20 protein-coding genes are annotated in these 21,151 nt (G+C 62.0%); 4 read left to right on the top strand and 16 right to left on the bottom strand.

What is annotated here, in order from left to right; all coding sequences use genetic code 11:
• Positions 1 to 34 precede the first annotated feature (34 nt).
• The 4 genes from ACMXYJ_RS14460 (at position 35) to ACMXYJ_RS14445 (ending at position 4,578) form a co-directional block, all read left to right on the top strand.
• Complete coding sequence (locus ACMXYJ_RS14460) at positions 35 to 1,087, top strand: extracellular solute-binding protein (RefSeq protein WP_415760365.1); 1,053 nt, start codon at positions 35 to 37, stop codon at positions 1,085 to 1,087.
• A gap of 135 nt (positions 1,088 to 1,222) precedes the next feature.
• Positions 1,223 to 2,419 carry an amidohydrolase family protein gene (locus ACMXYJ_RS14455; protein ID WP_415760364.1) on the top strand — a complete coding sequence of 399 codons (1,197 nt, stop codon included), beginning with the start codon at positions 1,223 to 1,225 and terminating at the stop codon, positions 2,417 to 2,419.
• A complete protein-coding gene (locus tag ACMXYJ_RS14450) occupies positions 2,416 to 3,903 on the top strand; it encodes an amidohydrolase family protein (RefSeq protein ID WP_415760363.1) in 1,488 nt (495 codons plus the stop codon). Before ACMXYJ_RS14455 ends, ACMXYJ_RS14450 begins: the two co-directional genes overlap by 4 nt.
• A gap of 12 nt (positions 3,904 to 3,915) precedes the next feature.
• Positions 3,916 to 4,578, top strand: coding sequence for a flavin reductase family protein (locus ACMXYJ_RS14445; protein WP_008155003.1), 663 nt, complete (start codon positions 3,916 to 3,918; stop codon positions 4,576 to 4,578).
• A gap of 117 nt (positions 4,579 to 4,695) precedes the next feature.
• Here ACMXYJ_RS14445 and ACMXYJ_RS14440 read toward each other — a convergent pair whose 3' ends face one another.
• From ACMXYJ_RS14440 to ACMXYJ_RS14365, 16 genes are all read right to left on the bottom strand, one after another.
• Positions 4,696 to 5,355 carry a DUF799 domain-containing protein gene (locus ACMXYJ_RS14440; RefSeq protein WP_347806245.1) on the bottom strand — a complete coding sequence of 220 codons (660 nt, stop codon included), beginning with the start codon at positions 5,353 to 5,355 and terminating at the stop codon, positions 4,696 to 4,698.
• Complete coding sequence (locus ACMXYJ_RS14435) at positions 5,352 to 5,696, bottom strand: DUF4810 domain-containing protein (RefSeq protein ID WP_371925536.1); 345 nt, start codon at positions 5,694 to 5,696, stop codon at positions 5,352 to 5,354. The genes ACMXYJ_RS14440 and ACMXYJ_RS14435 overlap by 4 nt, the downstream gene beginning before the upstream one ends.
• A gap of 60 nt (positions 5,697 to 5,756) precedes the next feature.
• The gene (locus tag ACMXYJ_RS14430) at positions 5,757 to 6,431 is read right to left on the bottom strand and encodes a CsgG/HfaB family protein (protein WP_415760724.1); all 675 of its coding nucleotides are present in this window, start codon (positions 6,429 to 6,431) and stop codon (positions 5,757 to 5,759) included.
• Between the two features lie 310 nt (positions 6,432 to 6,741).
• On the bottom strand, positions 6,742 to 9,840 hold the full coding sequence (locus ACMXYJ_RS14425; RefSeq protein ID WP_415760362.1) for an error-prone DNA polymerase: 3,099 nt from the start codon (positions 9,838 to 9,840) through the stop codon (positions 6,742 to 6,744).
• Positions 9,816 to 11,231 (bottom strand): Y-family DNA polymerase, encoded by a 1,416-nt coding sequence (locus ACMXYJ_RS14420; RefSeq protein WP_415760361.1) that lies wholly within the window; start codon positions 11,229 to 11,231, stop codon positions 9,816 to 9,818. The genes ACMXYJ_RS14425 and ACMXYJ_RS14420 overlap by 25 nt, the downstream gene beginning before the upstream one ends.
• A 7-nt stretch (positions 11,232 to 11,238) precedes the next feature.
• Positions 11,239 to 11,856, bottom strand: coding sequence for a translesion DNA synthesis-associated protein ImuA (gene imuA / locus ACMXYJ_RS14415; RefSeq protein ID WP_033061610.1), 618 nt, complete (start codon positions 11,854 to 11,856; stop codon positions 11,239 to 11,241).
• Positions 11,856 to 12,473: a transcriptional repressor LexA gene (gene lexA, locus ACMXYJ_RS14410; RefSeq protein ID WP_415760360.1), complete on the bottom strand. Its 618-nt coding sequence runs from the start codon at positions 12,471 to 12,473 to the stop codon at positions 11,856 to 11,858. Before lexA ends, imuA begins: the two co-directional genes overlap by 1 nt.
• 137 nt (positions 12,474 to 12,610) lie before the next feature.
• Positions 12,611 to 12,886: a DUF971 domain-containing protein gene (locus ACMXYJ_RS14405; RefSeq protein ID WP_415760359.1), complete on the bottom strand. Its 276-nt coding sequence runs from the start codon at positions 12,884 to 12,886 to the stop codon at positions 12,611 to 12,613.
• Positions 12,883 to 13,845: a HEAT repeat domain-containing protein gene (locus ACMXYJ_RS14400; RefSeq protein WP_415760358.1), complete on the bottom strand. Its 963-nt coding sequence runs from the start codon at positions 13,843 to 13,845 to the stop codon at positions 12,883 to 12,885. The genes ACMXYJ_RS14405 and ACMXYJ_RS14400 overlap by 4 nt, the downstream gene beginning before the upstream one ends.
• Positions 13,842 to 14,690, bottom strand: a complete 849-nt coding sequence (locus ACMXYJ_RS14395; RefSeq protein ID WP_415760357.1) for an ABC transporter ATP-binding protein — start codon at positions 14,688 to 14,690, stop codon at positions 13,842 to 13,844. Before ACMXYJ_RS14395 ends, ACMXYJ_RS14400 begins: the two co-directional genes overlap by 4 nt.
• Positions 14,690 to 15,472 carry an ABC transporter permease gene (locus tag ACMXYJ_RS14390; RefSeq protein ID WP_415760356.1) on the bottom strand — a complete coding sequence of 261 codons (783 nt, stop codon included), beginning with the start codon at positions 15,470 to 15,472 and terminating at the stop codon, positions 14,690 to 14,692. Before ACMXYJ_RS14390 ends, ACMXYJ_RS14395 begins: the two co-directional genes overlap by 1 nt.
• Before the next feature lie 137 nt (positions 15,473 to 15,609).
• Entirely contained in the window at positions 15,610 to 17,016 is a 1,407-nt protein-coding gene (locus tag ACMXYJ_RS14385; protein ID WP_415760355.1) for an ABC transporter substrate-binding protein, read from the bottom strand.
• Between the two features lie 301 nt (positions 17,017 to 17,317).
• Positions 17,318 to 17,563: a 4Fe-4S dicluster domain-containing protein gene (locus tag ACMXYJ_RS14380; protein ID WP_007946457.1), complete on the bottom strand. Its 246-nt coding sequence runs from the start codon at positions 17,561 to 17,563 to the stop codon at positions 17,318 to 17,320.
• 25 nt (positions 17,564 to 17,588) lie between these two features.
• Positions 17,589 to 19,319: a fumarate reductase/succinate dehydrogenase flavoprotein subunit gene (locus ACMXYJ_RS14375; RefSeq protein WP_415760353.1), complete on the bottom strand. Its 1,731-nt coding sequence runs from the start codon at positions 19,317 to 19,319 to the stop codon at positions 17,589 to 17,591.
• An 11-nt stretch (positions 19,320 to 19,330) separates the two neighbouring features.
• Positions 19,331 to 20,083: a GntR family transcriptional regulator gene (locus ACMXYJ_RS14370; protein ID WP_415760352.1), complete on the bottom strand. Its 753-nt coding sequence runs from the start codon at positions 20,081 to 20,083 to the stop codon at positions 19,331 to 19,333.
• A gap of 88 nt (positions 20,084 to 20,171) precedes the next feature.
• Positions 20,172 to 21,137 (bottom strand): Gfo/Idh/MocA family protein, encoded by a 966-nt coding sequence (locus ACMXYJ_RS14365; protein ID WP_415760351.1) that lies wholly within the window; start codon positions 21,135 to 21,137, stop codon positions 20,172 to 20,174.
• Positions 21,138 to 21,151 lie beyond the last annotated feature (14 nt).

Genomic DNA, 21,151 nt, shown 5'->3' with positions numbered 1-21,151 from the left:
TTTGTCCATCGTGGTACTTCTGGAGCGTACATCTATGAGCATCAAAAGCATGCGTTTCGCTGTCGCCGGTCTGGCCCTGAGTTGCTTCACAGCGTTCAGCGCGCAGGCCGCCGAACCCAAGGAATTGTTCTTCTACAACTGGACCGACTACTACCCGGTCGACCTGCTGGCCAAGTTCGAAAAGGAGACCGGGATCAAGGTCACCATGGACGGCTACGACAGCAACGAAACCCTGCTGGCCAAATTGCAGGCCGGTGGCGCGGCGTATGACGTGATCGTGCCGTCGCAGTCGATCATGCGCACGTTGATCAACCAGAACCTGCTACTGCAAATCGACGCGTCGACCTTGCCCAACTTCCAGTACGTCAAACCGGCCTTCCGCGACCCGGGTTTCGACCCCGGTCGCAAGTTCTCCGCCCCATACCTGTGGGGCACCACCGGGTTTTCCTATGACAGCGCCCGGGTGCCCGGCGGCAAACTGGACGATTCGTGGAAAGAGTTCTTCGAACCGCGCAAGGAACTCGAAGGCCAACTCGCCGCGCTCGACACCTCCAGCAGTGTGATCAACGCCGCCAGCCATTACCTGAACGTCGACGAATGCAGCGAAAACCCGCAGGACGCCAAGCGCATTCTGGAGCTGCTGAAAAAACAGAAACCGCACTTGAAGATGTACAGCTCGGACAACACCGTCGACCGCATGGCCTCCGGTGAAGTGATCATGATGCAGAACTGGAACGGCTCCACCGCCCGGGCCACGTTGCAAAAAAGCACCATCAAGTACGTGTACCCGCGCGAAGGCCTGGCGATGTTCCAGGACAACTTCGCCGTACCGAAAAGCGCCCCGCACCCTGGCAACGCGAAGGTCTTCATCGACTGGATGATGAAACCGGAAAACGCCGCCGCCGTGTCCAACGCCATCGCTTACGACAACGGCATTCAAAGCGACAAACTGATCGACGCCAAATGGCGGGTGATGGACGCGATCAACATGCCCGACGAGTTCGCCTCGCGCTTGCGCCCGGAGAAAGAGTGCAGCAACAAGGCGCGGGAGCTGCAGGACCGGATCTGGTCGAAGCTCAAGGGTTGATCCGGAACCGAGTCGCGGCCTTCGCGAGCAAGCCCGCTCCCACATTTGATCTCCAGTGTTCACGCGGACAATGTGGGAGCGGGCTTGCTCGCGAAGAGGCCCGGCCAGACACCATAGAAATCAATGAGGTTTGCAATGACCCAACCCCGCTGGCTACGCAACGTGCGCCCCTATGGCTCAACCGCCGAAGACCTGCTGATCGAAAACGGCCTGTTCAAGCAACGCCGCCCGGCATCGACCGCCGCCCTGACCACCACCGACATCGACGGCCAAAACCAGCTCCTCACCCCGGCCCTGGTTGAAAGCCACGTTCACCTCGACAAAACCCTCTGGGGCCAACCCTGGCGCCCGAACAGCGCCGGCCCGACGCTCAAGGACTACATCGCCAACGAGCGCCGCGTGCTGCGTGAAGTCCAGGCACCGATTGCCCAGCGCGCTGGCGCCCTGCTGGAAAACTGCATCGCCCGTGGCTCGCTGACGATGCGTTGTCACGTCGACATCGACCCGGAATTCGGCCTGGGCCATGTCGAGGCCATGCAACAGCTGCGCGAAGGCTACCGCGACCTGATCGACCTGCAACTGGTGGTCTTCCCGCAAACCGGCCTGATCAGCCGCCCCGGCACCGCCGAACTGATGCGCGAAGCCATGGCCCTGGGCGTGGAAAACGTCGGCGGCCTCGACCCGTGCGGCATCGACAACGACCCCATCGCGCAGCTCGACTTCGTGTTTAAGCTGGCCAGCGAATTCGAGCGTGGCGTCGACATTCACCTGCACGACAAAGGAGAACTGGGCCTGTGGCAGATCGCGCTGATCGCCGACTATACCGAACGCTTCGGGCGCCAAGGTCGGGTGATGATCAGCCACGCCTACTGCTTGGGTATGTTGCCCTGGAGCCAGGTCAAACCGGTGGCCGAACGCCTGGCGGCGCTGGGCATTTCGCTGATGAGTTCGGCACCGGCCGATTGCGCGGTGCCGCCGTTCCTCGCCCTGCGCGAGGCCGGGGTGAATGTCTGCCTGGGTTCGGACGGCATTCGTGATGCCTGGTCGCCCATGGGCAACGGCGACATGCTGGAACGGGCGATGCTGCTGGCCTTTCGTTTCGACTTGAACAAGGACGATGAACTGACGGCGGCGTTCGAAGCCGCCACGGTGAATGGCGCACGGGCGTTGGGCTGTGAAGGTTATGGAGTGGAGATCGGTGCGCAAGCGGACTTTTTGCTGATGCCGGTGCAGACCTTGGGTGAGGCGGTGGTGTCGCGGCCGGTGCGGCAGGTTTATCGCGGCGGTGAGTTGATCGCTGCAGCTGGCAAACTCTTGGACAGTCGCTTGTGAAGCGCATTGGCCTCAAGAGCAGCTGCGTCGTTGGTTTCGACGGCACCCGGCATGTGCTGTGGCGCGACGGCGAAGTGGTGTTCGAAGGTTCGCGCATCGTGTTTGTCGGGCGTGATTATCCGGGGCCGGTGGATCAGTGGATTGATTATGGCAACGCGTTGATCGGTCCGGGCTTCATCGATCTGGATGCACTCGGGGATCTTGATTCGACAGTGCTGACGCTGGACAACGGCGATGAACGCGACATGGGCCGGATGTGGTCCGAGGATTACCTGGCGAGCGGTCCGCGGGAGAGTTACAGCCCGGATGAAGAAGTCTTCAAATACCGCTACGCCTTCACTCAGCTGATCCGCAACGGCATCACCACCGCCATGCCGATCACTTCGATGTATTACCGCGAGTGGGCCGAAACCTACGACGAGTTTTCTGCGGTGGCGGGTGTGGCGGCCGAGTTGGGGCTGCGGACTTACCTCGGCCCCTGCTACATGAGCGGCATGAGTTACTGGCGCGCCGATGGAAGCCTCGGGCATCACTGGGATGAAGCGCGAGGCCTGGCCGGGCTCGATGCGGCGGTGCGGTTTTTCCATGATTTCGACGGCGCGCACGAGGGATTGATTCGCGGCGCGCTACTGCCGGACCGCATCCAGACCTGCACCCCGGCCCTGCTGCAACGCACTGCCGCGCTCAGCCTGGAACTGAATGCGCCGATGCGGTTGCATTGCTGCCAAGGGCTCGATGAGGTGGCGATGGTCGAGCAACTGCGCGGCGTGTCACCCCTGACCTGGTTGCAGCAACTGGACCTGCTGACCCCGCGCAGCCTGCTGCCCCACGGCATCTACACCTCCGGCGATGACGATCTGCAACGCGTGGTGGATGGCGGCGCGAGTCTGGTGCATTGCCCGGTGGTGTTTGCCCGTGACGGCGAGGCGTTGAACTCCTTCGGTCGCTATCGGGCCAAGGGCATCAACTTCGCCTTGGGCACTGACACCTGGCCGGCGGATTTGCTGGAAAACATGCGCCAGGGTCTGAACATCGCGCGATTGATGGAGGGCGGGAACTTGCTCACCAGCACCCTGGATTTGTACAACGCCGCCACCCTCGGCGGCGCCAAAGCCTTGGGCCGCGATGATCTGGGCCGTTTGGCACCGGGCGCCAAGGCCGACATTATAGTGTTCAGCCTTCGCGGCCAGCATTTGGGGCCGCTGTTCGACCCACTGAAAAACCTGGTATTGGCCGGGCGCGGTGACGACTGCATCGCCAGCTACATCAACGGCCGCTGCGTGATGCAGGACGGTCAGGTTCAAGGCGTCGACTACCTCGCCCTGCAACGCCAGGCTCAACAACAATTCGAAAAACTGATGCGCAGCCACAGCGACCGGGCCTTCGGCCAACCGGACTGGAAAGGCCTGTTCAAACCGGCCATCCCGTTCGCTGACGACTACAGCGCACACGCGCCGCTGAGCGCGATTGATCCCCTTCTTTAGAGAGTCCTGCCCATGCAAAGCTTCGACTTCAGCCAATTGAGCCCGCGAGACAAATACAAGATTCTGATCGGCAGCGTGGTGCCACGGCCAATTGCCCTGGTCACCACCATCGACGGCGAAGGCCGGATCAACGCCGCACCCTTCAGCTTCTTCAACGCCCTCTCGGCCGACCCGCCGATCCTCGCGCTGGGCGTGGAAAACTACGGCGACCAAAGCCCCAAGGACACCACGCGCAATATCCAGCTCAACCAGGAATTCACCGTGAACATCGTCAGCGATGCCCTGGTGGAAGCCATGAACGTCTGCGCCGTGCCGTTCGCCCCGGGTTTCGACGAGCTGACGGCCGCCGGCCTCACTGCCATTCCCGGCACCACGGTCAAATGCCCACGAATCGGCGAAGCCCCGGTGGCGCTGGAATGTCGGCGGATGATGGCGCTGTCCATCGGGCAGTCCCGGGAGATCATCTTTGGCGAAGTGTTGATGGCGCATGTACGGGATGAATTGATCGACCCGAAAACCTTGTATATCGATCAGCTCGGGCTCGATGCGATTGGCCGGATGGGTGGGCATGGGTATGCGCGTACGCGGGATTATTTCGATTTGCCGACACGGTCGTTGCAGGCGTGGACGGATGCGCCGGGGGGTGGGGAGCGGTTTTGGCCTGTCACCAAATGATCGTTCCCACGCTCCGCGTGGGAATGCATCCTGTGACGCTCTGCGTCACGCTTGCGAAGGGACGCGGAGCGTCCCGGGCGGCATTCCCACGCAGAGCGTGGGAACGATCCTGCAAAATCAGTCAGTACCGTATTTCGGCGAGCGCGGCCCGTACAGCAACCCCGCCGGTTGTCCTGCCGACAGCAGCCGAGCGCTGGTCACACCGGCAATCGGGTGACCGGCGTCGGTGGAACTGTTGATGATCTGCTTCACCGCCGCCGTAATCAGCATGCCAATCAAACCACCGCCACCATTGTTACCGCCTTCCTCGCTCGAAGCCCGAGCCGAGCCGGTCCACAGGGTGGTGCCGCTCTTGAGGTCCACCAGTTTCGCGCTGGCCGTCACCACGGTTTCACTGCTGATGATCATGTAGCGAGTGCCGTAGTCTGTCACGGTGATGTACAGCGCAGCATCGGCACCGAAGATTTCTTGCAGTTTGTTGGCCGGTGCCTGATGGATATCCGCCGGTGTGGTCAAGCCATTCTGGCGGAACGTCTCATCGACCAGGGCGATCGGCAGCACGTAGTAACCGGCTTCAGCCAACGGGTACGTGACCTGCGACAACAGGCTGTAGGACGCCTTGACGTCCGGCGAGTTGTTCAGCGGCGGCAGCACCAGAATGGTTTTCGGACGACTTTGCTTGTACGCCGAATAGTCCACGGTCTTGGGGCTGACGCAACCGCCGAGTACCGCCAGAGCCAGCAGCCCGGCCATCAGTTTCAATGAGCGCGCGATCATTGGGTGTCTCCGGTCTTGGCGTTTTTAAGCAGAAAGTCCATGTACGGCGTCGACTCGGGGAACAACGTCTTCTCGGTTCTGAATTGCTGCACCATCTGATCGTCCTTGCCCATGCTCAGGTACAACAGCCCCAAATGAGCGTGGTAGCCAGGCGGCGGCGTCTTGCCGGTGGACCTGATCTTCTGCAGGTCGCGCTCCAGCGCTTCGGCCTGAGCTTCCTTGGGTTCTTCACCCTTGAAGTACTCGTAGACTTCCGGCTGGTAGCTTTCCCACTGGTAAAGGGTTTTCGGGCCGCTGTTGCAGCCGGCCAACAGGCCACTGACCAGTACGGTCGACGCCATCAGCGCCCATTTCGCATAAATCCTGAACATGCTTGTACTGCTCCTTGTCATCGACCTTGATCAGTTGCCCGGTTTCCATGCACCGGCATTCATGCCGTCCACCAGACGATTGATCGCCTCGCGCATGGCCAGGTCGAGCACTTTGCCGTTGAGGGTCGAATCGTAGGCAGCGGTGCCGCCAAAGCCGATGATTTCACGGTTGGACAAGGCGTATTCGCCCGCGCCCTGAGTCGAATAAACGACTTCCGAGGTGCTGATGTTGACGATGTTCAGGTTGACCTTGGCGTAGGCCACCTGGGTCTTGGCGCGGCCGAGAATGCCGAACAACTGGTGATCCCCAGTCTCTTTGCGGCCGAACTCGGTGACATCACCGGTGACCACGAAGTCAGCACCCTTTAGGCGCTGGGACTGGCCCTTGATCGCGGCCTCCTGCTGGATCTCGCCCATGTTGTCGCGGTCCAGCACGCTGAAGCGATTGGTTTGCTGCAAGTGAGTGATCAGGATGGTCTTGGCCTGACCGCCGAGGCGATCCACTCCGTCGGAGAAGATCCCGCGCATGTAGCTCGAGCGGTTGTCGAACTTGCCGACCGCCATGGGTACGCGCACGCCGGCATAAGCGAGGCTGGCGCTTTCGACCTTTTCTACCGGCAAGGCGCGCGAGCTTTCGGTCGCACACCCAGCCATCGCGCCCAAGACGGCAACCGCTGCCGCCGATACCAACATCCGAGAGATCATTCTCACTGTGCATTCCTTTTGAAAAACGGTTTATCCCGGCATGGCAATAGCCAGCCACTGCAGGTTGCAGCGGCGAAAAAGCGAGGGGGAATCAAATCGACAATCGACGTGCGGGACGTCGGCGGCCGGCATTATGCCAAAGTGCCACTATCGAAGACAGTGTTTAATTTTTTATTGCCGCCAGTGATTTGATCGTTCCCACGCTCCGCGTGGGAATGCATCCTGTGACGCTCTGCGTCACGCTTGCGAAGGGACGCGGAGCGTCCCGGGCGGCATTCCCACGCAGAGCGTGGGAACGATCAGGTCGGGCTCAGCGGAAATCCCGGCTGCGTACGCTGATGCCGTCGAGCAATGGACTCAAATCGCTCAACCGTCCGGCAATCAAATGCCGCACTTCGCCTTCCTTCTCCCAGCGCCCATCGACCTTGAGCAATTGCGAGCCGACCAACACCTGGCGCTGCCGGTCGGCCAGGTCGCGCCAGACAATGACGTTGACGTTGCCGAACTCATCTTCAAGGGTGACGAAGGTCACACCACTGGCGGTGCCCGGGCGTTGTCGACCGGTCACGAGCCCGGCGACGCTGACCGGTCGTCCATGCTCGACCTCCAGCAGTTCCTTCGAACTGCGGCAGCGCCGGGCTTTCAATTCACCCCGCAACAACGCCAGCGGATGCGGACCGAGCGTGGTGCCGACACTGTTGTAATCGGCCAGCAGGTCCTCGCCGACGGTGGGTTCGGGCAACGACACCGGGCCCTCCTCCTGACTCGGCAGACCGGCAAACAAGCCGAGCTGTTTCTGCACACCCGCCACTTCCCAGCGCGCCCGATGACGGTCACCTGCCAGGCCGCGCAGCGCACCGGCATCGGCCAGTTGCTCCTGGGCACGGGCATCGAGCCGCGCCCGTTCGCCGAGGTCGGCAATGTCGATAAACGCCCCCTTCGACCTCGCCGTTTCTATGCGCCGGGCATCGTCCTCGCGAAAGCCCTTGATCATCCGCAACCCCATGCGAATTGCCGGCTGGGCTCCGGTGATCGGCTCGAGGCTGCAATCCCAGTCACTGGCGCGCACGTCCACCGGGCGAATCTGCAAATGATGTCGGCGCGCATCCTGCAGAATCTGGTCCGGGCTGTAGAAACCCATGGGCCAGCTGTTGATCAGCGCACAGGCGAAGGCCGCCGGCTCGTGGCATTTCAACCAGCAACTGGCGTAGGTCAGCAAGGCGAAACTGGCGGCGTGGGACTCGGGAAAACCATAACTGCCGAAGCCTTTGATCTGCTCGAAGATCTGCGCGGCAAACTCGGCCGTGTAGCCGTTTTTCTTCATCCCGGCGGCCAGGCGGTCCTTGTGCGGCTCCAGCCCGCCGTGACGTTTCCAGGCAGCCATGGAGCGGCGCAACTGATCGGCCTCGCCGGGGCTGTAGTCGGCGGCGACAATCGCAATCTGCATCACCTGTTCCTGAAACAGCGGCACGCCCAACGTGCGCTTGAGTACGGTTTCCAGTGCCGGGGACGGATAGATCTCTGGTTCTTCCTTGTTTCGGCGTCGCAAGTACGGATGCACCATCCCGCCCTGAATCGGCCCCGGACGGACGATGGCCACCTCGATCACCAGATCATAGAAGGTCCGGGGTTTGAGTCTCGGCAGCATCGACATCTGCGCCCGAGACTCGATCTGAAACACGCCGATAGTGTCGGCACGGCCGATCATGTCGTAGGTGGGCGAGTCTTCGGACGGGATCGTCGCCAGGCTCAGGTCCCGATGGCGATGACGGCGCAACAGATCGAAACAGCGGCGGATCGCACTGAGCATGCCCAACGCCAGAATATCCACCTTGAGCAGCCCGACCGCGTCGAGGTCGTCCTTGTCCCACTGGATGATGGTGCGCTCGGCCATGGCGGCGTTTTCCACCGGGACCAGGCTGTCCAGAGGCTGCTCGGAAATCACGAAACCGCCGGGGTGCTGGGACAGGTGCCGGGGGAAACCGATCAACTGCCCCGTCAGGCTGAGCACCCGGCGCAGCACCGGGCTCTCGGGATCGAACCCGCCTTCAAGCAGCCGTTCCACGGGCGGTGTTTCATCACTCCAGTGGCCACAGCAATCGGCCAGGGCGTTGATTTGATCCGGCGGCAAACCCAGGGCCTTGGCCACATCACGCACCGCGCCGGCCGCGTGATACGTGCTGACCACCGCCGTCAACGCCGCGCGGGTCCGGCCATAACGCTGGAACACGTACTGCAGGACTTCTTCGCGGCGTTCGTGTTCGAAATCGACGTCGATGTCCGGCGGTTCGTTGCGTTCCTTGGAGAGAAAGCGCTCGAACAACAGCGTGGTGCGATCCGGATCGATTTCCGTGATGCCCAAGGCAAAGCACACCGCCGAGTTGGCCGCCGAACCACGGCCCTGACACAGGATTTTTTGCTCACGGGCGAATCGCACAATGTCGTGAACCGTCAGGAAATAGCTTTCGTAGCCCAGCTCGGCAATCAGCTCCAGTTCCTTGTCGATCTGCGTCAGCACCTGGGCCTGCGGACCTTTTGGCCAGCGCCACGCGATGCCCTCTTCGGTCAGATGCCGCAGCCAGGACGTGGCTGTCTGGCCTTCAGGGACCAACTCCCGGGGATATTGATAACGCAACTGACCGAGGTCGAAGGTGCAGCGCCGGGCGATGTTCAGCGTTTCGTCGAGCAGTGTTTGCGGGTAGACCGATTGCAACGCCTCGATACTGCGTACATGCCGCTCGCCATTGGGATGAAGACGCAGCCCCGCCTCCGCCACCGGCAGGTGATGACGGATCGCGGTCATGGTGTCCTGCAAGGCGCGCCGCCCACGAGCGTGCATGTGCACATCGCCGCTGGCCACCGCCGGGATTCGCAGTTCGCCCGCCAGGGTCAGCAGCGCAGCCAGTCGCCGGGTATCGTCCTGGCCACGGTGCAGCTGGACGGCCAGCCACAGGCGTTCGGCGAAGGTCTGTTTCAGCCAGTGGCCCTGTTCGACGTCATCGACTGCGTCCGGCACCCACAACGCCAACAACCCCGGCAAGGGTTCACTGAAGTCTTCCCGCAGCACTTGATACTGGCCTTTCTGGGTGCGGCGCCGCGCTCGGGTAATCAGTCGGCACAGGGTCTGGTAACCCTCGAGGTTTTCCACCAGCAACACCAGTTTCGGACCGTTCTCGATGCGCACTTCGCTGCCGATGATCAGTGGCAGCTCCACGGATTTGGCCGCTTGCCAGGCGCGAACGATACCGGCCAGGGTGCATTCATCGGTGATCGCCAAGGCCTGATAGCCCTGCTTTTTCGCCCGCTGAAAGAGTTCGAGGGCACTGGAAGCACCGCGCTGAAAACTGAAGTTCGACAGGCAGTGCAGCTCGGCATAGTCGATGCTCATGCGAACCAGCCTTGCAGCCACAACGGACCGTCCTCACCGACCGCACGATAGGCCCAGCCCTGCTGGCCGGAACGGGTTTCGATCAGGAAGTAATCGCGGCGCACATCGGCGCCGTCCCACCAACCGGACTCGATGCGTTCCGGCCCCATCAGGATGCGCGTCGAACCTTCGTGTACCGCCAACGGTTCAGTCAGCAGCCAGCCCGGACGTTGCACCGCAGGCAGCCCTGCACAGCGCTGACTGTCGACACTGGCCTGCCACGCGCATTCCGGCCGGTGATCGGCCTGGAACCGCAAGCCCTGCACCGCGTCATCCCCCAGCCGCGCGCGCAAGCGTTCGCGCAGTTGCTCCCAGGGCAAGGACTGCTGCGGGCGGTCGTCGAACAGTTCCTGGCGCTGGGGAACGAAGGCCGGCAAGTCTTCGGCGCGCAGGCGAAAACCGCGCACCGGGGCCTCGACCTGGACGTGCTCCAACCGGCCCCGGGCCAGTTCGAAGAGCATCGCCGGATCACGTTCGGCGCTGAGCAGGCCGACCTTGATGACGGTGTCCGGCAACCCGGCGTGTTCCAGGTGCAGGTCGAAACGCTGCACGCCGCTGTCCCGACCGCACAGAAACGCCGACAGGTCACCGGTCAGCCGGCGTAACGGAAACAGCAGCGCCTGATGGGACTGCACGTCGAAGTTGAGCTCGATGCGCACATCGAAGCGGTCTGGCGGCAGGTAGAACGCCAGCGCCAGCCGCCGTAACCCGAGCAAGGCGTCCAGATGCTTGAGCACCTGGGCCTCGAAACGCCGGGCCAGGCTATGGCGAGGCAACGCCTGAACCTGACTCAAGGTGCGCAACCCCATGCGCGACAACGCGGTGGCAACGCTGGTTTCCAACCCGATCCGGTCGATGGGCAACTGCCCAAGATGATGTTGCAAGGCTTGGTCGTCGGGCACCACCAGACCGTCATAAGCGTTGGCCAGCACCCGCGCTGCCACCGGGTTGGGGGCAGCAACAATCCGATGACGAAACCCCAACTCGCCGAGCTCGGCCCGCAACCGCGCCTCGAATTGCGGCCAGGCGCCGAACAATCCCAGGCTGGACTCGATTTCAAACACCACCGCACGCGGGTAATGCACGCTGACTTGTGAACTGAATCGATAAGCCCAGGCAGCCAGAAACTGCTGCCAGTGCTCGATCTCGGCAGCGTCGTATTCCGCCGTGACAAACCCTTTGCTCAAGGCCTGGGCGGCGGTCATCGACTGGCCCGGACGCAAGCCGAGCGCCCGCGCCGAAGCGTTGACCGCTTGCAACACCCGTCGCTGGGCCGGGCCGGTCAGCAGCGCCAGCGGTTCATCGGGATCGGCGCGCTGACGCAGTACCGCGTCCAGCGCCAATTGCGGGAAGAGAATGCAGACCCAGCGCATGGCAACCTCAATGTCCCACAGGGAAGGCAATCGGCGCCGAACGCGCCAACCCACCCCGGCACTTGAGCACGCGCAATTGCGCAGGCCTGGCATCGATGGCGATGCGCAGGGCGGCGGGCGAAGGGTTGATCGCCTCATTGATCGAGCGGTAGGCAAACGCCAGGGTCGAGCCGGTTTCCGCCGCCACCTGCAAGCGCCGCAACGCCCGGTCATCGGCCTTGTGCGGCCAGCACAGCACTGCGCCGCAACTGCCCGAACGCAGGCATTGTTCCGCAGCCCACAAGGCATCGCGCTCGCTGGCCTGGATGATCGACAACTGACGCAGATCGACCCCGGCGTTCTGCCACGCCTGGGGATAGGGCACGTAAGGCGGTGCCACCAGCACGATGCGCTCGCCCGCGGCGGACAACCGCGCCAGCGCCGGCCACACCAGTTGCAACTCGCCAACACCCTGCCCGGCCAAAAGGATTTCGGTCAGCGCCGCTTCCGGCCAGCCACCCGTAGGCAACGCCGCATCCAGCGCGGCATGCCCGGTGGGTTGCGGGCTGACGGCCGGTGGCGCAGGCCGGCCCTTCCAGACCTGGCCGCCATTGAACAGCGTATCCAGCGCAACGACGGCGCCCATCACCCTTGCCTCACCAGACCGCAGAACACCCCTTCGATGGCCAGGTCCTGACTGGCTTCGACGATGATCGGCTTATAGGCCGGATTGCGTGGCAGCAATCGGACAACCTCGCCGACCCGTTCGAAACGTTTGATGGTGACTTCGCCGTCGAGTCGCGCGACGACGATCTGGCCGTTGAACGCCTCGGGATTGCGGTGCACGCCCACCAGGTCGCCGTCGAGAATACCGTCCTCGATCATCGAGTCACCCTGAACCCGCAGCATGTAATCCGGCACACGCGAAAAGATCAACGGGTCAAGCAGCAAGCGGCTGTGAACCTCCGCATCGGCACCAATCGGCGCACCCGCCGCCACCCGGCCGAGTACCGGAATGTCCAGCAATTCGGGCCGCGCCGGCTGCCCGAGCAAACGAATGCCCCGGGCCTGATGCGCATTGACCTCGATGAAACCGGCCTCGGTCAGCGCCAGCACATGCTTGCGCGCCACGCTACGGGAGGCGAAACCGAACGCCTCGCTGATTTCAGCGAGGCTCGGGGACTGACCGTGTTCCGCAATTCGATCGCGGATAAAGGTCAGGATGGCGGTACGGCGGGGAGTTAAAGTCGTCATGGAGTACATTTGTACTCTTTTGGCTTTTTTCTGGCAAGAACTTGTAGGAGCTGTCGAGTGAAACGAGGCTGCGATCTTTTGATCTTGCTCTTTAAAAACAACATCAAAAGATCGCAGCCTCGTTTCACTCGTCAGCTCCTACAGTTTCAGGTGAGTCCTGAGAGGTAGGGCCATGGAAAGATCCCGCGCTCATGGCCGTCGCTGAATATCAGTTGCAGGCCGTAGCCCTGGGAATTGAGTTCGGTCACTCGAATGCGCTCATCGACTTTCACCCTCAACCCCTGCAACCGAAACACCCGGCATTGCGAACACGGGCATTGGCGGCGCAACTCAGCATGGTCCAGCAACTGCTCGCGACCATCCGGCCAGTTCAACCGCAGTTGCTGTTTACCTTGGGAATTGCCAATCGCCACCGGGTTCATTGCAGCTGACTCAAGGCGATGCGCACGGCTTTGCGCACTTCCGGGTCGCCGTCGTCCTGCGCGGCTTGCAAGGGTGCGATGGCGCCTCGATCGTTCAACTCTCCGAGCGCCAGGGCGGCTTCTTTGCGCAGGTTGCTGATGCGGTGGCCGAGGGTTTCGATCAGCGCTTCAAGGGCCGGGACGTAACGCAACCGGCCGAGGCTGCGGGTGGCGCGCAGGCGGACTTGCCAGTACGCATCGCTCAAGGCTTCAACCAATGCCGGGCCGGCGTCGACGTGACCGACCTTGCCCAGCGTGGTGGCGGCTTCTTCGCGGACTTGCCAGGCCTCGTCCTGCAGGGCGTGGCGCAGCGCGGGCAGCACGTCGGCGTTGGAGGCCAGGCCCAGGGCACCGGTGGCGGCGCGGCGGACTTCGGTGTCCGGGTCGTCACTGGCTAATCGAGCAAGCGCCGGCAAGGCATCGAGCTGCTTGAGCCAGCCGAGTACACCAACGGCTTCGCGGCGGACGCTGGCGTCTTCATCGGTCAAGGCCCCTAAAGCGGCAGCGGCGGCATCGGGAAAGCGCAACTCACGCAAGGCTCTGAAAGCAGCGATGCGCACGTTGATGTCGGCATGCCCGGTCCACGGCAGAATCACCCGGCCCGCCGCCTCGGTCTTGAGCAGGCTAAGGCTTTGCGCGGCGGCGGCTTGCACAGCGAGGGAAGGATCGGTCAGTGCCTGACACAGCGCTTCGACCACCGGTTCGTCCTCCCAGGCTTCGAGCAAGCGTGCAGCTTCGGCGCGGACTTCTTCGGTCGGGTCTTGCGCAAGACGATTGACCAGCCACAGCAAACCGTCCGGTTCTTCAAGGTCGGCCAATTCGATCAGGGCAATTCTGCGCACGCCGGGATCTTCATCCGTCAGGCGCGGTTGCAGGGCGAGAATGTCGTCGTTATCGGTTACATCGAATAGAGAGGTCATAGGGCAAATCGCGGCAGTTTGTTTTCAAGGGGAAGTCCGAGAGGGTTCAGGCGCGGTAACTGCCGACCGTCTTCGTGACGCAGCAACTCGAGGCAATGACGCTTCAAGCGGGAAAACTCGTGGCTGGTGACCAGTTCGGTGGTGCGTGGCCGTGGGAAATCGAGGCGCAGGTCTTCGATGATCCGCCCCGGGCGCGAACTCATGACCAGCAGCCGATCGGCGAGGAACAGTGCTTCATCAATGTCATGGGTGACGAACACCACGGTGGTGCGAATTCGCGTCCAGATGTCCAGCAGCAGCTCCTGCATGTTCAACCGGGTCAGCGCGTCGAGGGCGCCGAAGGGTTCGTCCATCAGCAACAGGCGTGGGCGGTTGATCAGCACCCGGGCGATTTCTACCCGTTGCTGCATGCCACCAGAGAGTTGATCAGGCCAGCGCTCGGCAAACCCTTCGAGGCCCACCAGGGCAAGGATTTCGTCGGCGGCTTTGTGGCGCTCGACTTTGCCGATGCCGCGCATTTTCAGACCGAAAGCGACGTTGTCGCGCACGGTGCGCCAAGGGAACAGCGTGTGGTGCTGGAACACCATGCCCCGCTGCGGCGACGGGCCCGAGACTGGCGCACCGTCGACTTTCAGGGTGCCGGTTCGCGGTTGCAAGTGACCGGCCAGCGCACCGAGCAAAGTCGATTTGCCGCAACCGGACGGCCCGAGAATGCACACGAATTGCCCCGGCTCGATCTGGCAATCCAGACCTTGCACGGCTTCGAAGGCTTGCTTGTGTTCGCCGAGGACGATGGACAGTTGGCGGATGTCGATCCGTCCTTCAGGGGTTTGCATCACGCTCATCAGGCTTTTCCTCGTGGTCGGTGCCAAGGCGTGAACAGCCCGCCCAGACGTTTGATCAGCAGGCTGCTGCCCATCCCCAGTACGCCGATCAGCAACATGCCGACCACGATGTCGGCGTAGTTCTGGATGGTGTAGGACTCCCAGGTGTAATAGCCGATGCCGTATTGGCCGGAGATCATTTCGGCGGTCACCAGGCAGAACCATGAGGTGCCCATGCCGATCGCAAGGCCAGTGATGATGCTCGGCGCAGCACCCGGCAGGATCACCTCCAGCAGAATCGCCCGACGCCCTGCCCCGAGGCTTTTGGCCGAGGCGATCAGCCGTGGGTCGACGCCTTCGACGCCATGCACGGTGTTGAGCAGAATCGGGAACAGCGCGCCGGTAAAGGTGATGAAAACCATCGACAGTTCAGAGGATGGGAACATCAGGATCGCCAGCGGAATCCAGGCGACGGCGGGGATCGGACGCAGGACTTCCAGCGGTGGTAGCAGCAGGTCTTCGGCCCATTTCGAGCGACCGATGGCCAGGCCCAACGCGATGCCGATGATCAGCGCTGCGAGGTAACCGGCGAAGACTCGGCTGAGGCTGCTGCCGAGGTGTTGCGCGAGCTTGCCGGAGTCACTGAGGCCGAGGGCGGCTTCGATCACCGCCAGTGGCGTCGGGACGTTGGCGAAGGTGACCAGGCCGAGGTTCCAGTGGTGGCTGGCGGCGAGTTGCCAGAATACAAGGCAGAGCAGTAAGGAGGCTGCTCTTGGGATCCAGCGTGAAAATGATCGGGACACAATACTACCTCTCAACCCTGCCCCCTGTGGGAGCGAGCTTGCTCGCGATTGGGGTGGGTCAGTCAACTTTGATGCCGACTGGTCTGGCCCCATCGCGAGCAAGCTCGCTCCCACAGGGAATTGCGGTGCTTTGACGGTTAGCGAACGGCGACGGCCTGGGTGGTGGCGTCGGTGAAGTCGAAGACTTTTCCGCCCTGGGCCGTGGCGAATTGTTGGGCCTGGCCTTTGAGCAGAAACGCGCTGAGGCGCCCCTTCGCATCACTGGCAAACCACGCCTGATCCGCCAGCAACTTGATCCCGCTGTCACTCGCCTGGGCATACACCGCGCGGATGTTTTTGCCTTCCTGCTTCAGGCTGGCCAACGCGGTGAACGCCGACTCTGCCGAGGCGTACTGACGAACCTTCGGCTCGCCACGCACCCAGATCTCCGCCACATGGCTGAAATCGGTGATGGCTTTGCCGCTCGACGCATCCACCGCCTTGAGCGGCGTCTGCCCGTAGTTGGCCAGTTGCGCGGTGTAATCCAGGTTCGAGGCCTTGAACGCAGCGCGGATGTATTGGTCGTCGATGAAGGTATTCAGATCGAGACCGCGATCAGCCTTCTTCAACAGCTTGAGCGTATCGATGGCAGTGCCGACGGCCTGACGGTATTCCGGCTTCCAGCTCAGGTCGCGGGTTTGCACGCCCAGCGGACCGTGGAACAGGTAATTGACCTCGGCATCGACGCCAGTGACCTTGGCGATCAACTCGCTGTATTTCTCCGGCTCAGCCGCCAGCAACTGGTTGGCTTCGATGCTCGCCCGCAGGTAAGCCACGACGATTTCCGGGTACTTCTTCGCGTAGGCCTGATCTACCAGCGCACCGTGGAAGGTCGGCGCATTGGCCTGGGCACCGTCATAGATCTTGCGAGCGAAACCACGGCTGGGGAACAGTTCGGCGAACGGCACGAAGTCGGCGTGGGCATCGATCTTCCCGGCCTGCAAGGCCGAGCCGGCGACTTCCGGTGGCTGGGCGATGATGTTCACGTCTTTCAGCGGATCCCAGCCCTGGGCCGCGACCGCCCGCAGCAACATGCCGTGCGCCGTCGAGGCAAACGGCACCGAAATGGTTTTGCCCTTGAGTTCGGCCAGCGACTGCACGCTCGATGCGCTCGGCACCACGATGCCGTTGCCGCTGCCCTTGATGCTGCCTGACAGCACGCTGATGAACAGGCTGTGCTTGCCCGCAGTTTCGAACGCCACACCGTTGAACGAACCGGGGAAGTCGGCCATGGCGCCGAAGTCGAGTTTGCCGGCGACCATCTCGTTGGTCAGGGGCGCGCCGCTGGTGAAGTTCTTCCACTCCACCTCGTACTTGGCGTCTTTGTAGGGGCCGTCGTGGGGCAGGTATTTGTCCAGCAGGCCCAGTTCGCGAATCAACAGACCGCCGGCGGCGCAGTTGATCGTGGTGTCCTGGGTGCCGATGGCAATGCGGATGGTTTCGGCCGACGCCGACAGGGTGAATGAGGCCAGTACCAGACCGGCTAATGCTGCACGCAATAACATAGGTAGATCCCCTCGAATCATTTTTAGGATATTCGTCTCCGCCACGATCAGGGCGCGGTGGGAAACGAGGGGTGTTTCAATCAGGCGTCCGGTGTTGCCGGGTAGCTTTTTTTGTTGTCAGGGTTGGCCTCATCGCGAGCAGGCTCACTCCCACAGGTTTATCGGTGTATTCAGGACTTTCGGCTGGCTTCGATCCACTGTGGGAGCGAGCTTGCTCGCGATGGCGTCCTGTCAGTCGATGGAGATGCAAGCTGTACTGGCCTCTTCGCGAGCAGGCTCACTCCCACATTTGGATTGCGTTTCAACGGAGCAAGTATGGTATTTCGACTTTCACTGCGCCCGTCGGGCAGTCCTTTTCGCATGGCATGCAGTACCAGCATTCGTCGAAGGCCATGTAGGCCTTTTGCGTGGCCGGGTTGATCGCCAGCAGGTCCATCGGGCACACGTCGACGCACACGGTGCAGCCTTTGTGGGCAATGCAAAGGTCCTCGTCGACCGTGACGGGCGCGTTGGAGCGGAAGAAGATTTCCTGGGGTTGATAGGCCATTTTGCGGTCTCTCTTTTTGTGAGGCTCAAGCAGCAAAGGCACCGACACGCAGCCGGTCGTAGGCCTGCATTTCATCGGCGTCCAGCGGGATGATGTAAGGCTCGACGGCTTTCTTGAAACTGGTCATCTGGCCGTCGTCGCCCTTTTTCAGGTGGCAATGGCAGAACCAGTCGCTGTCGTTGCGTTGTGGGTGGTCGACCCGATAGTGGTAAAGCCCCCAACGACTTTCGGCGCGGAACAGCGAAGCGCGGGCGGCCATTTCGGCGCAGTCGCGGATCATGCTGACTTCCATGGCGCGCATCAGTTCGTGGGCGTTGTGGGCCTTGATCTGATCTAGATCGCGCTGGATATCGCTAAAGCGTTGCAGGCCGATTTGCATTTTTTTGGTTACTTTCGGCGGTTGCAGGTAGTCGTTCACAAAACGTCGCAGCTTGTACTCGACCTGCGCCGACGGCAGGCCGTGTTCGCGGTCCAGCGGTGCGTAGACCCGGGCTTTTTCTGTTTCGATCTGCTGGGCATCGATCGTCGAAAACTCGCGTCCGGCGACAAAATCCGCCGCGTTGTTGCCGGCAAACCAACCGTAGGTGAAGGCGCCGAGCATGTAGTTGTGCGGCACTGCCGCCATGTCGCCCGCCGAGTACAAACCCTTGACCGAGGTCTCGGCCTTCTCGTTGACCCACACGCCTGAGGCCGAGTGACCACTGCAAAAACCGATCTCCGAGATGTGCATCTCGACCATTTGCGTGCGGTAGTCGGTGCCGCGATTGGCGTGAAACTGGCCGCGACTCGGGCGTTCGTTGCTGTGCAGGATCTCTTCGATGTTCTGGATGGTTTCCTCGGCCAGGTGATCGAGCTTGAGGAACACCGGGCCGTTGCCGCTTTCGAGTTCCTGGTGGAACTCCCACATCATCTGGCCGCTCCAGTAATCGCACTCGATGAAGCGTTCGCCCTTGTTGTTCGCGGTGTAGCCGCCCAACGGACCGGTGACGTAGGCGCAAGCCGGGCCGTTGTAATCCTTGATCAGCGGGTTGATCTGGAAGCATTCGAGGTTCGCCAGTTCAGCCCCGGCGTGATAGGCCATGGCGTAACCGTCGCCGGCGTTGGTCGGGTTTTCATAGGTGCCCATCAGGTAACCCGAAGACGGCAAACCCAAGCGCCCGGCGGCGCCGCAGCAGAGGATCACGGCTTTGGCCTTGATCACGTGGAAGTCGGCGGTGCGGCAATCGAAGCCCATCACGCCGTTGACCGCGCCCTCTTCGTCCGTCAGCAAGCGCGTGCAGACCAGCCGATTGGTGATGCTCACCCGCGCCCGTTTCAACTGGCGATACAGGACTTTTTTGATGTCATGCCCTTCCGGCATCGGCAGCACGTAGGCGCCCATGTGGTGGACCTTTTTCACCGCGTAGTCGCCGGTCTCGTCCTTCTCGAACTTCACGCCCCAGCGGTCCAGTTGCTCGATGGTTTCGAAGCTGTGGGTCGCGTAGGCATACACCGCCGCCTGATTGACGATGCCGTCGTTAGCAATGGTGATTTCCTTGGTGTACTGCTCGGGCGTCGAGTGACCGGGAATGATCGCGTTGTTCAGGCCGTCCATGCCCATGCTGATTGCGCCGCTGCGTTTGACGTTGGCCTTGTCGATCAGCAGCACGCGCAAATCGCGGTTGCGTTCCTTGGCCTTGATCGCCGCCATCGGTCCAGCGGTGCCGCCGCCGATCACGACAATGTCGTATTCCTGTTCGAGCGTTTTTCTAGTCATTGAGCCGTGAGTCATGCCTGCGCCCCTTTTTGCCGGTCGATCCGCAGGCGGTACTGGAAGGCATCGCCACGGTAGTAAAGGTGTTCGAAGTCCACGGGTTGGCCGCTGGCGTCGTGGGTCAAACGCTCGATGCGCATGATCGGCGAGCCGGCTTCGACATTCAGCGCCTGGGTCAAATCGCTGTCGGCCAGTACCGCGTCGATGGCCAGATCCGCGTGACCGAGGGCCAGGCCGCAGTCGTTTTCCAGGATCAGGAAAATGTCGCGGGTGACCAGATCGGCCTTCTCCAGGCGCTCGCCGATGGCCTTGGGCAGGTAAGTGATCTCCAGGGAAATCGGCTCACGGTTGATCAGCCGCACGCGTTTGATCTGCGCCACCGTCTCGCCTTCGGCGACGTGCAAGCGCTCGGCAACAAGTTTGTCAGCGGGAATGAATTTGAAGCTGCGCAGGCGGTTGATCACCTCATAGCCGCGCCCGGTCATCGACTCGGCGAGGCCTTGCAGGGTGCTGACGTTCTGGAAGGTTTTGGGCTTGGCGACGAAGGTGCCTTTGCCGTGGATTTTGAAGATCAGCCCTTCTTTCTGCAGATCCCCCAGGGCTTGGCGCACGGTGATGCGGCTGACTTTGAACAGCGCACCGAGTTCACTTTCGGAAGGCATCTGGCTGTCTTGCGGGTATTCGCCGTCGAGGATGCGGGCGCGCAGCACATCCCGCAGTTGGGTGTGCAGCGGAACGCTACTGAGGGAGAGAACGTTATCGGTCATGGAAGATCACTTGTCATAACGAGTTATGACGTGATCTTAAAGTTCTAATGACAGGCTTGAGAAATACTGTTTGAGCATAAGGTTAGAATCAGCGCTTGAGGATCTGGTCCATCACCCAATCGGTTTTGAATGCCTGCTCGGCCACGGCCGGATGCTGCGCTTCTCCCCGAATGTGCGCGTTCATGCCCAGTACGTGATGCCACTGGATGTGCTCGTGATTGTCGATGTGCAGGCTGAGGGTTTCATCGGCTTCAAGCTGAACCGGATGCTCATCGAATACGGAAAAGCTGATCCGGCCTTTGCTACCGATCAGCTCGACCCGATCTTCGCGGCGGTCCGCGACGAAATTCCAGCAGCCCATACCCAGGGCGCCCGACGCAAACCGCCAACTGGCGCTGACGGCATCCTCGGCGGCATACAAACCGGCCTGGTGCGCGGTAAACCCGGCGACTTCGACGATGTCGCCAAGCAGGTACTGGAACAGGTCGAAGCCATGACTGGCCAGGTCGGCGAAATACCCACCGCCCGCAATGGCCGGGTCGGTGCGCCAGTTATCTGTACCGCCAAGATCGGTCGGCGATGGCGCTTTGGTCAGGGTCCAGGTCAGGTGCCGGACCTCGCCGATTCGCCCCTCTTCCAGCCATTGCCGCACTTGCTGGAAACGCGGTAATGAGCGTCGGTAGTAGGAAACAAACAGGTGCAGCCCGGCCTCGGCAAAGACCTTTTGCATCTCACGGCTTTGCCCGGCATTCAACGACATCGGTTTTTCGACGCAGCAATGTTTGCCGGCGGCGGCCACCCTCAAGGCGTAAGCGTGATGACTGTCAGGCGGCGTGGCGATGTACACCGCGTCGACCTCGGGATCATTGATCAATGCTTCGACGTCGGTGTAGACCCGAGCGATGCCGTGGCGCGCCGCGTAATCCGTCACGGCTTCCAGACGCCGGCCCATCACCGCCACCAGCGCCGAGCCGGGCGCCTTGTAGAAGGCCGGCCCGCTCTTGCGTTCAGCGACGCTGCCACACCCGATCATGCCCCAGCGCACCACGTTCATACTCACTCCCTGAT

The sequence above is a fragment of the Pseudomonas arabinosi genome (genome assembly GCF_047758675.1).
GTDB lineage: Bacteria > Pseudomonadota > Gammaproteobacteria > Pseudomonadales > Pseudomonadaceae > Aquipseudomonas > Aquipseudomonas arabinosi.
This window is presented reverse-complemented; position numbering and strand designations above follow the sequence as displayed.

What these genes read in the sequence shown, in the direction of transcription:
- ACMXYJ_RS14445 (WP_008155003.1), top strand. Translation starts at nt 3,916, where the DNA reads ATGCAAAGCTTCGACTTCAGCCAATTGAGCCCGCGAGACAAATACAAG.
- imuA (WP_033061610.1), bottom strand. Translation starts at nt 11,856, where the DNA reads ATGGGCGCCGTCGTTGCGCTGGATACGCTGTTCAATGGCGGCCAGGTC.
- ACMXYJ_RS14385 (WP_415760355.1), bottom strand. Translation starts at nt 17,016, where the DNA reads ATGTTATTGCGTGCAGCATTAGCCGGTCTGGTACTGGCCTCATTCACC.
- ACMXYJ_RS14430 (WP_415760724.1), bottom strand. Translation starts at nt 6,431, where the DNA reads ATGATCTCTCGGATGTTGGTATCGGCGGCAGCGGTTGCCGTCTTGGGC.
- ACMXYJ_RS14380 (WP_007946457.1), bottom strand. Translation starts at nt 17,563, where the DNA reads ATGGCCTATCAACCCCAGGAAATCTTCTTCCGCTCCAACGCGCCCGTC.
- ACMXYJ_RS14435 (WP_371925536.1), bottom strand. Translation starts at nt 5,696, where the DNA reads ATGGCGTCGACCGTACTGGTCAGTGGCCTGTTGGCCGGCTGCAACAGC.
- ACMXYJ_RS14460 (WP_415760365.1), top strand. Translation starts at nt 35, where the DNA reads ATGAGCATCAAAAGCATGCGTTTCGCTGTCGCCGGTCTGGCCCTGAGT.
- ACMXYJ_RS14405 (WP_415760359.1), bottom strand. Translation starts at nt 12,886, where the DNA reads ATGAACCCGGTGGCGATTGGCAATTCCCAAGGTAAACAGCAACTGCGG.
- ACMXYJ_RS14365 (WP_415760351.1), bottom strand. Translation starts at nt 21,137, where the DNA reads ATGAACGTGGTGCGCTGGGGCATGATCGGGTGTGGCAGCGTCGCTGAA.
- ACMXYJ_RS14440 (WP_347806245.1), bottom strand. Translation starts at nt 5,355, where the DNA reads ATGATCGCGCGCTCATTGAAACTGATGGCCGGGCTGCTGGCTCTGGCG.
- ACMXYJ_RS14395 (WP_415760357.1), bottom strand. Translation starts at nt 14,690, where the DNA reads ATGAGCGTGATGCAAACCCCTGAAGGACGGATCGACATCCGCCAACTG.
- ACMXYJ_RS14375 (WP_415760353.1), bottom strand. Translation starts at nt 19,319, where the DNA reads ATGACTAGAAAAACGCTCGAACAGGAATACGACATTGTCGTGATCGGC.
- ACMXYJ_RS14400 (WP_415760358.1), bottom strand. Translation starts at nt 13,845, where the DNA reads ATGACCTCTCTATTCGATGTAACCGATAACGACGACATTCTCGCCCTG.
- ACMXYJ_RS14370 (WP_415760352.1), bottom strand. Translation starts at nt 20,083, where the DNA reads ATGACCGATAACGTTCTCTCCCTCAGTAGCGTTCCGCTGCACACCCAA.
- lexA (WP_415760360.1), bottom strand. Translation starts at nt 12,473, where the DNA reads ATGTACTCCATGACGACTTTAACTCCCCGCCGTACCGCCATCCTGACC.
- ACMXYJ_RS14420 (WP_415760361.1), bottom strand. Translation starts at nt 11,231, where the DNA reads ATGCGCTGGGTCTGCATTCTCTTCCCGCAATTGGCGCTGGACGCGGTA.
- ACMXYJ_RS14455 (WP_415760364.1), top strand. Translation starts at nt 1,223, where the DNA reads ATGACCCAACCCCGCTGGCTACGCAACGTGCGCCCCTATGGCTCAACC.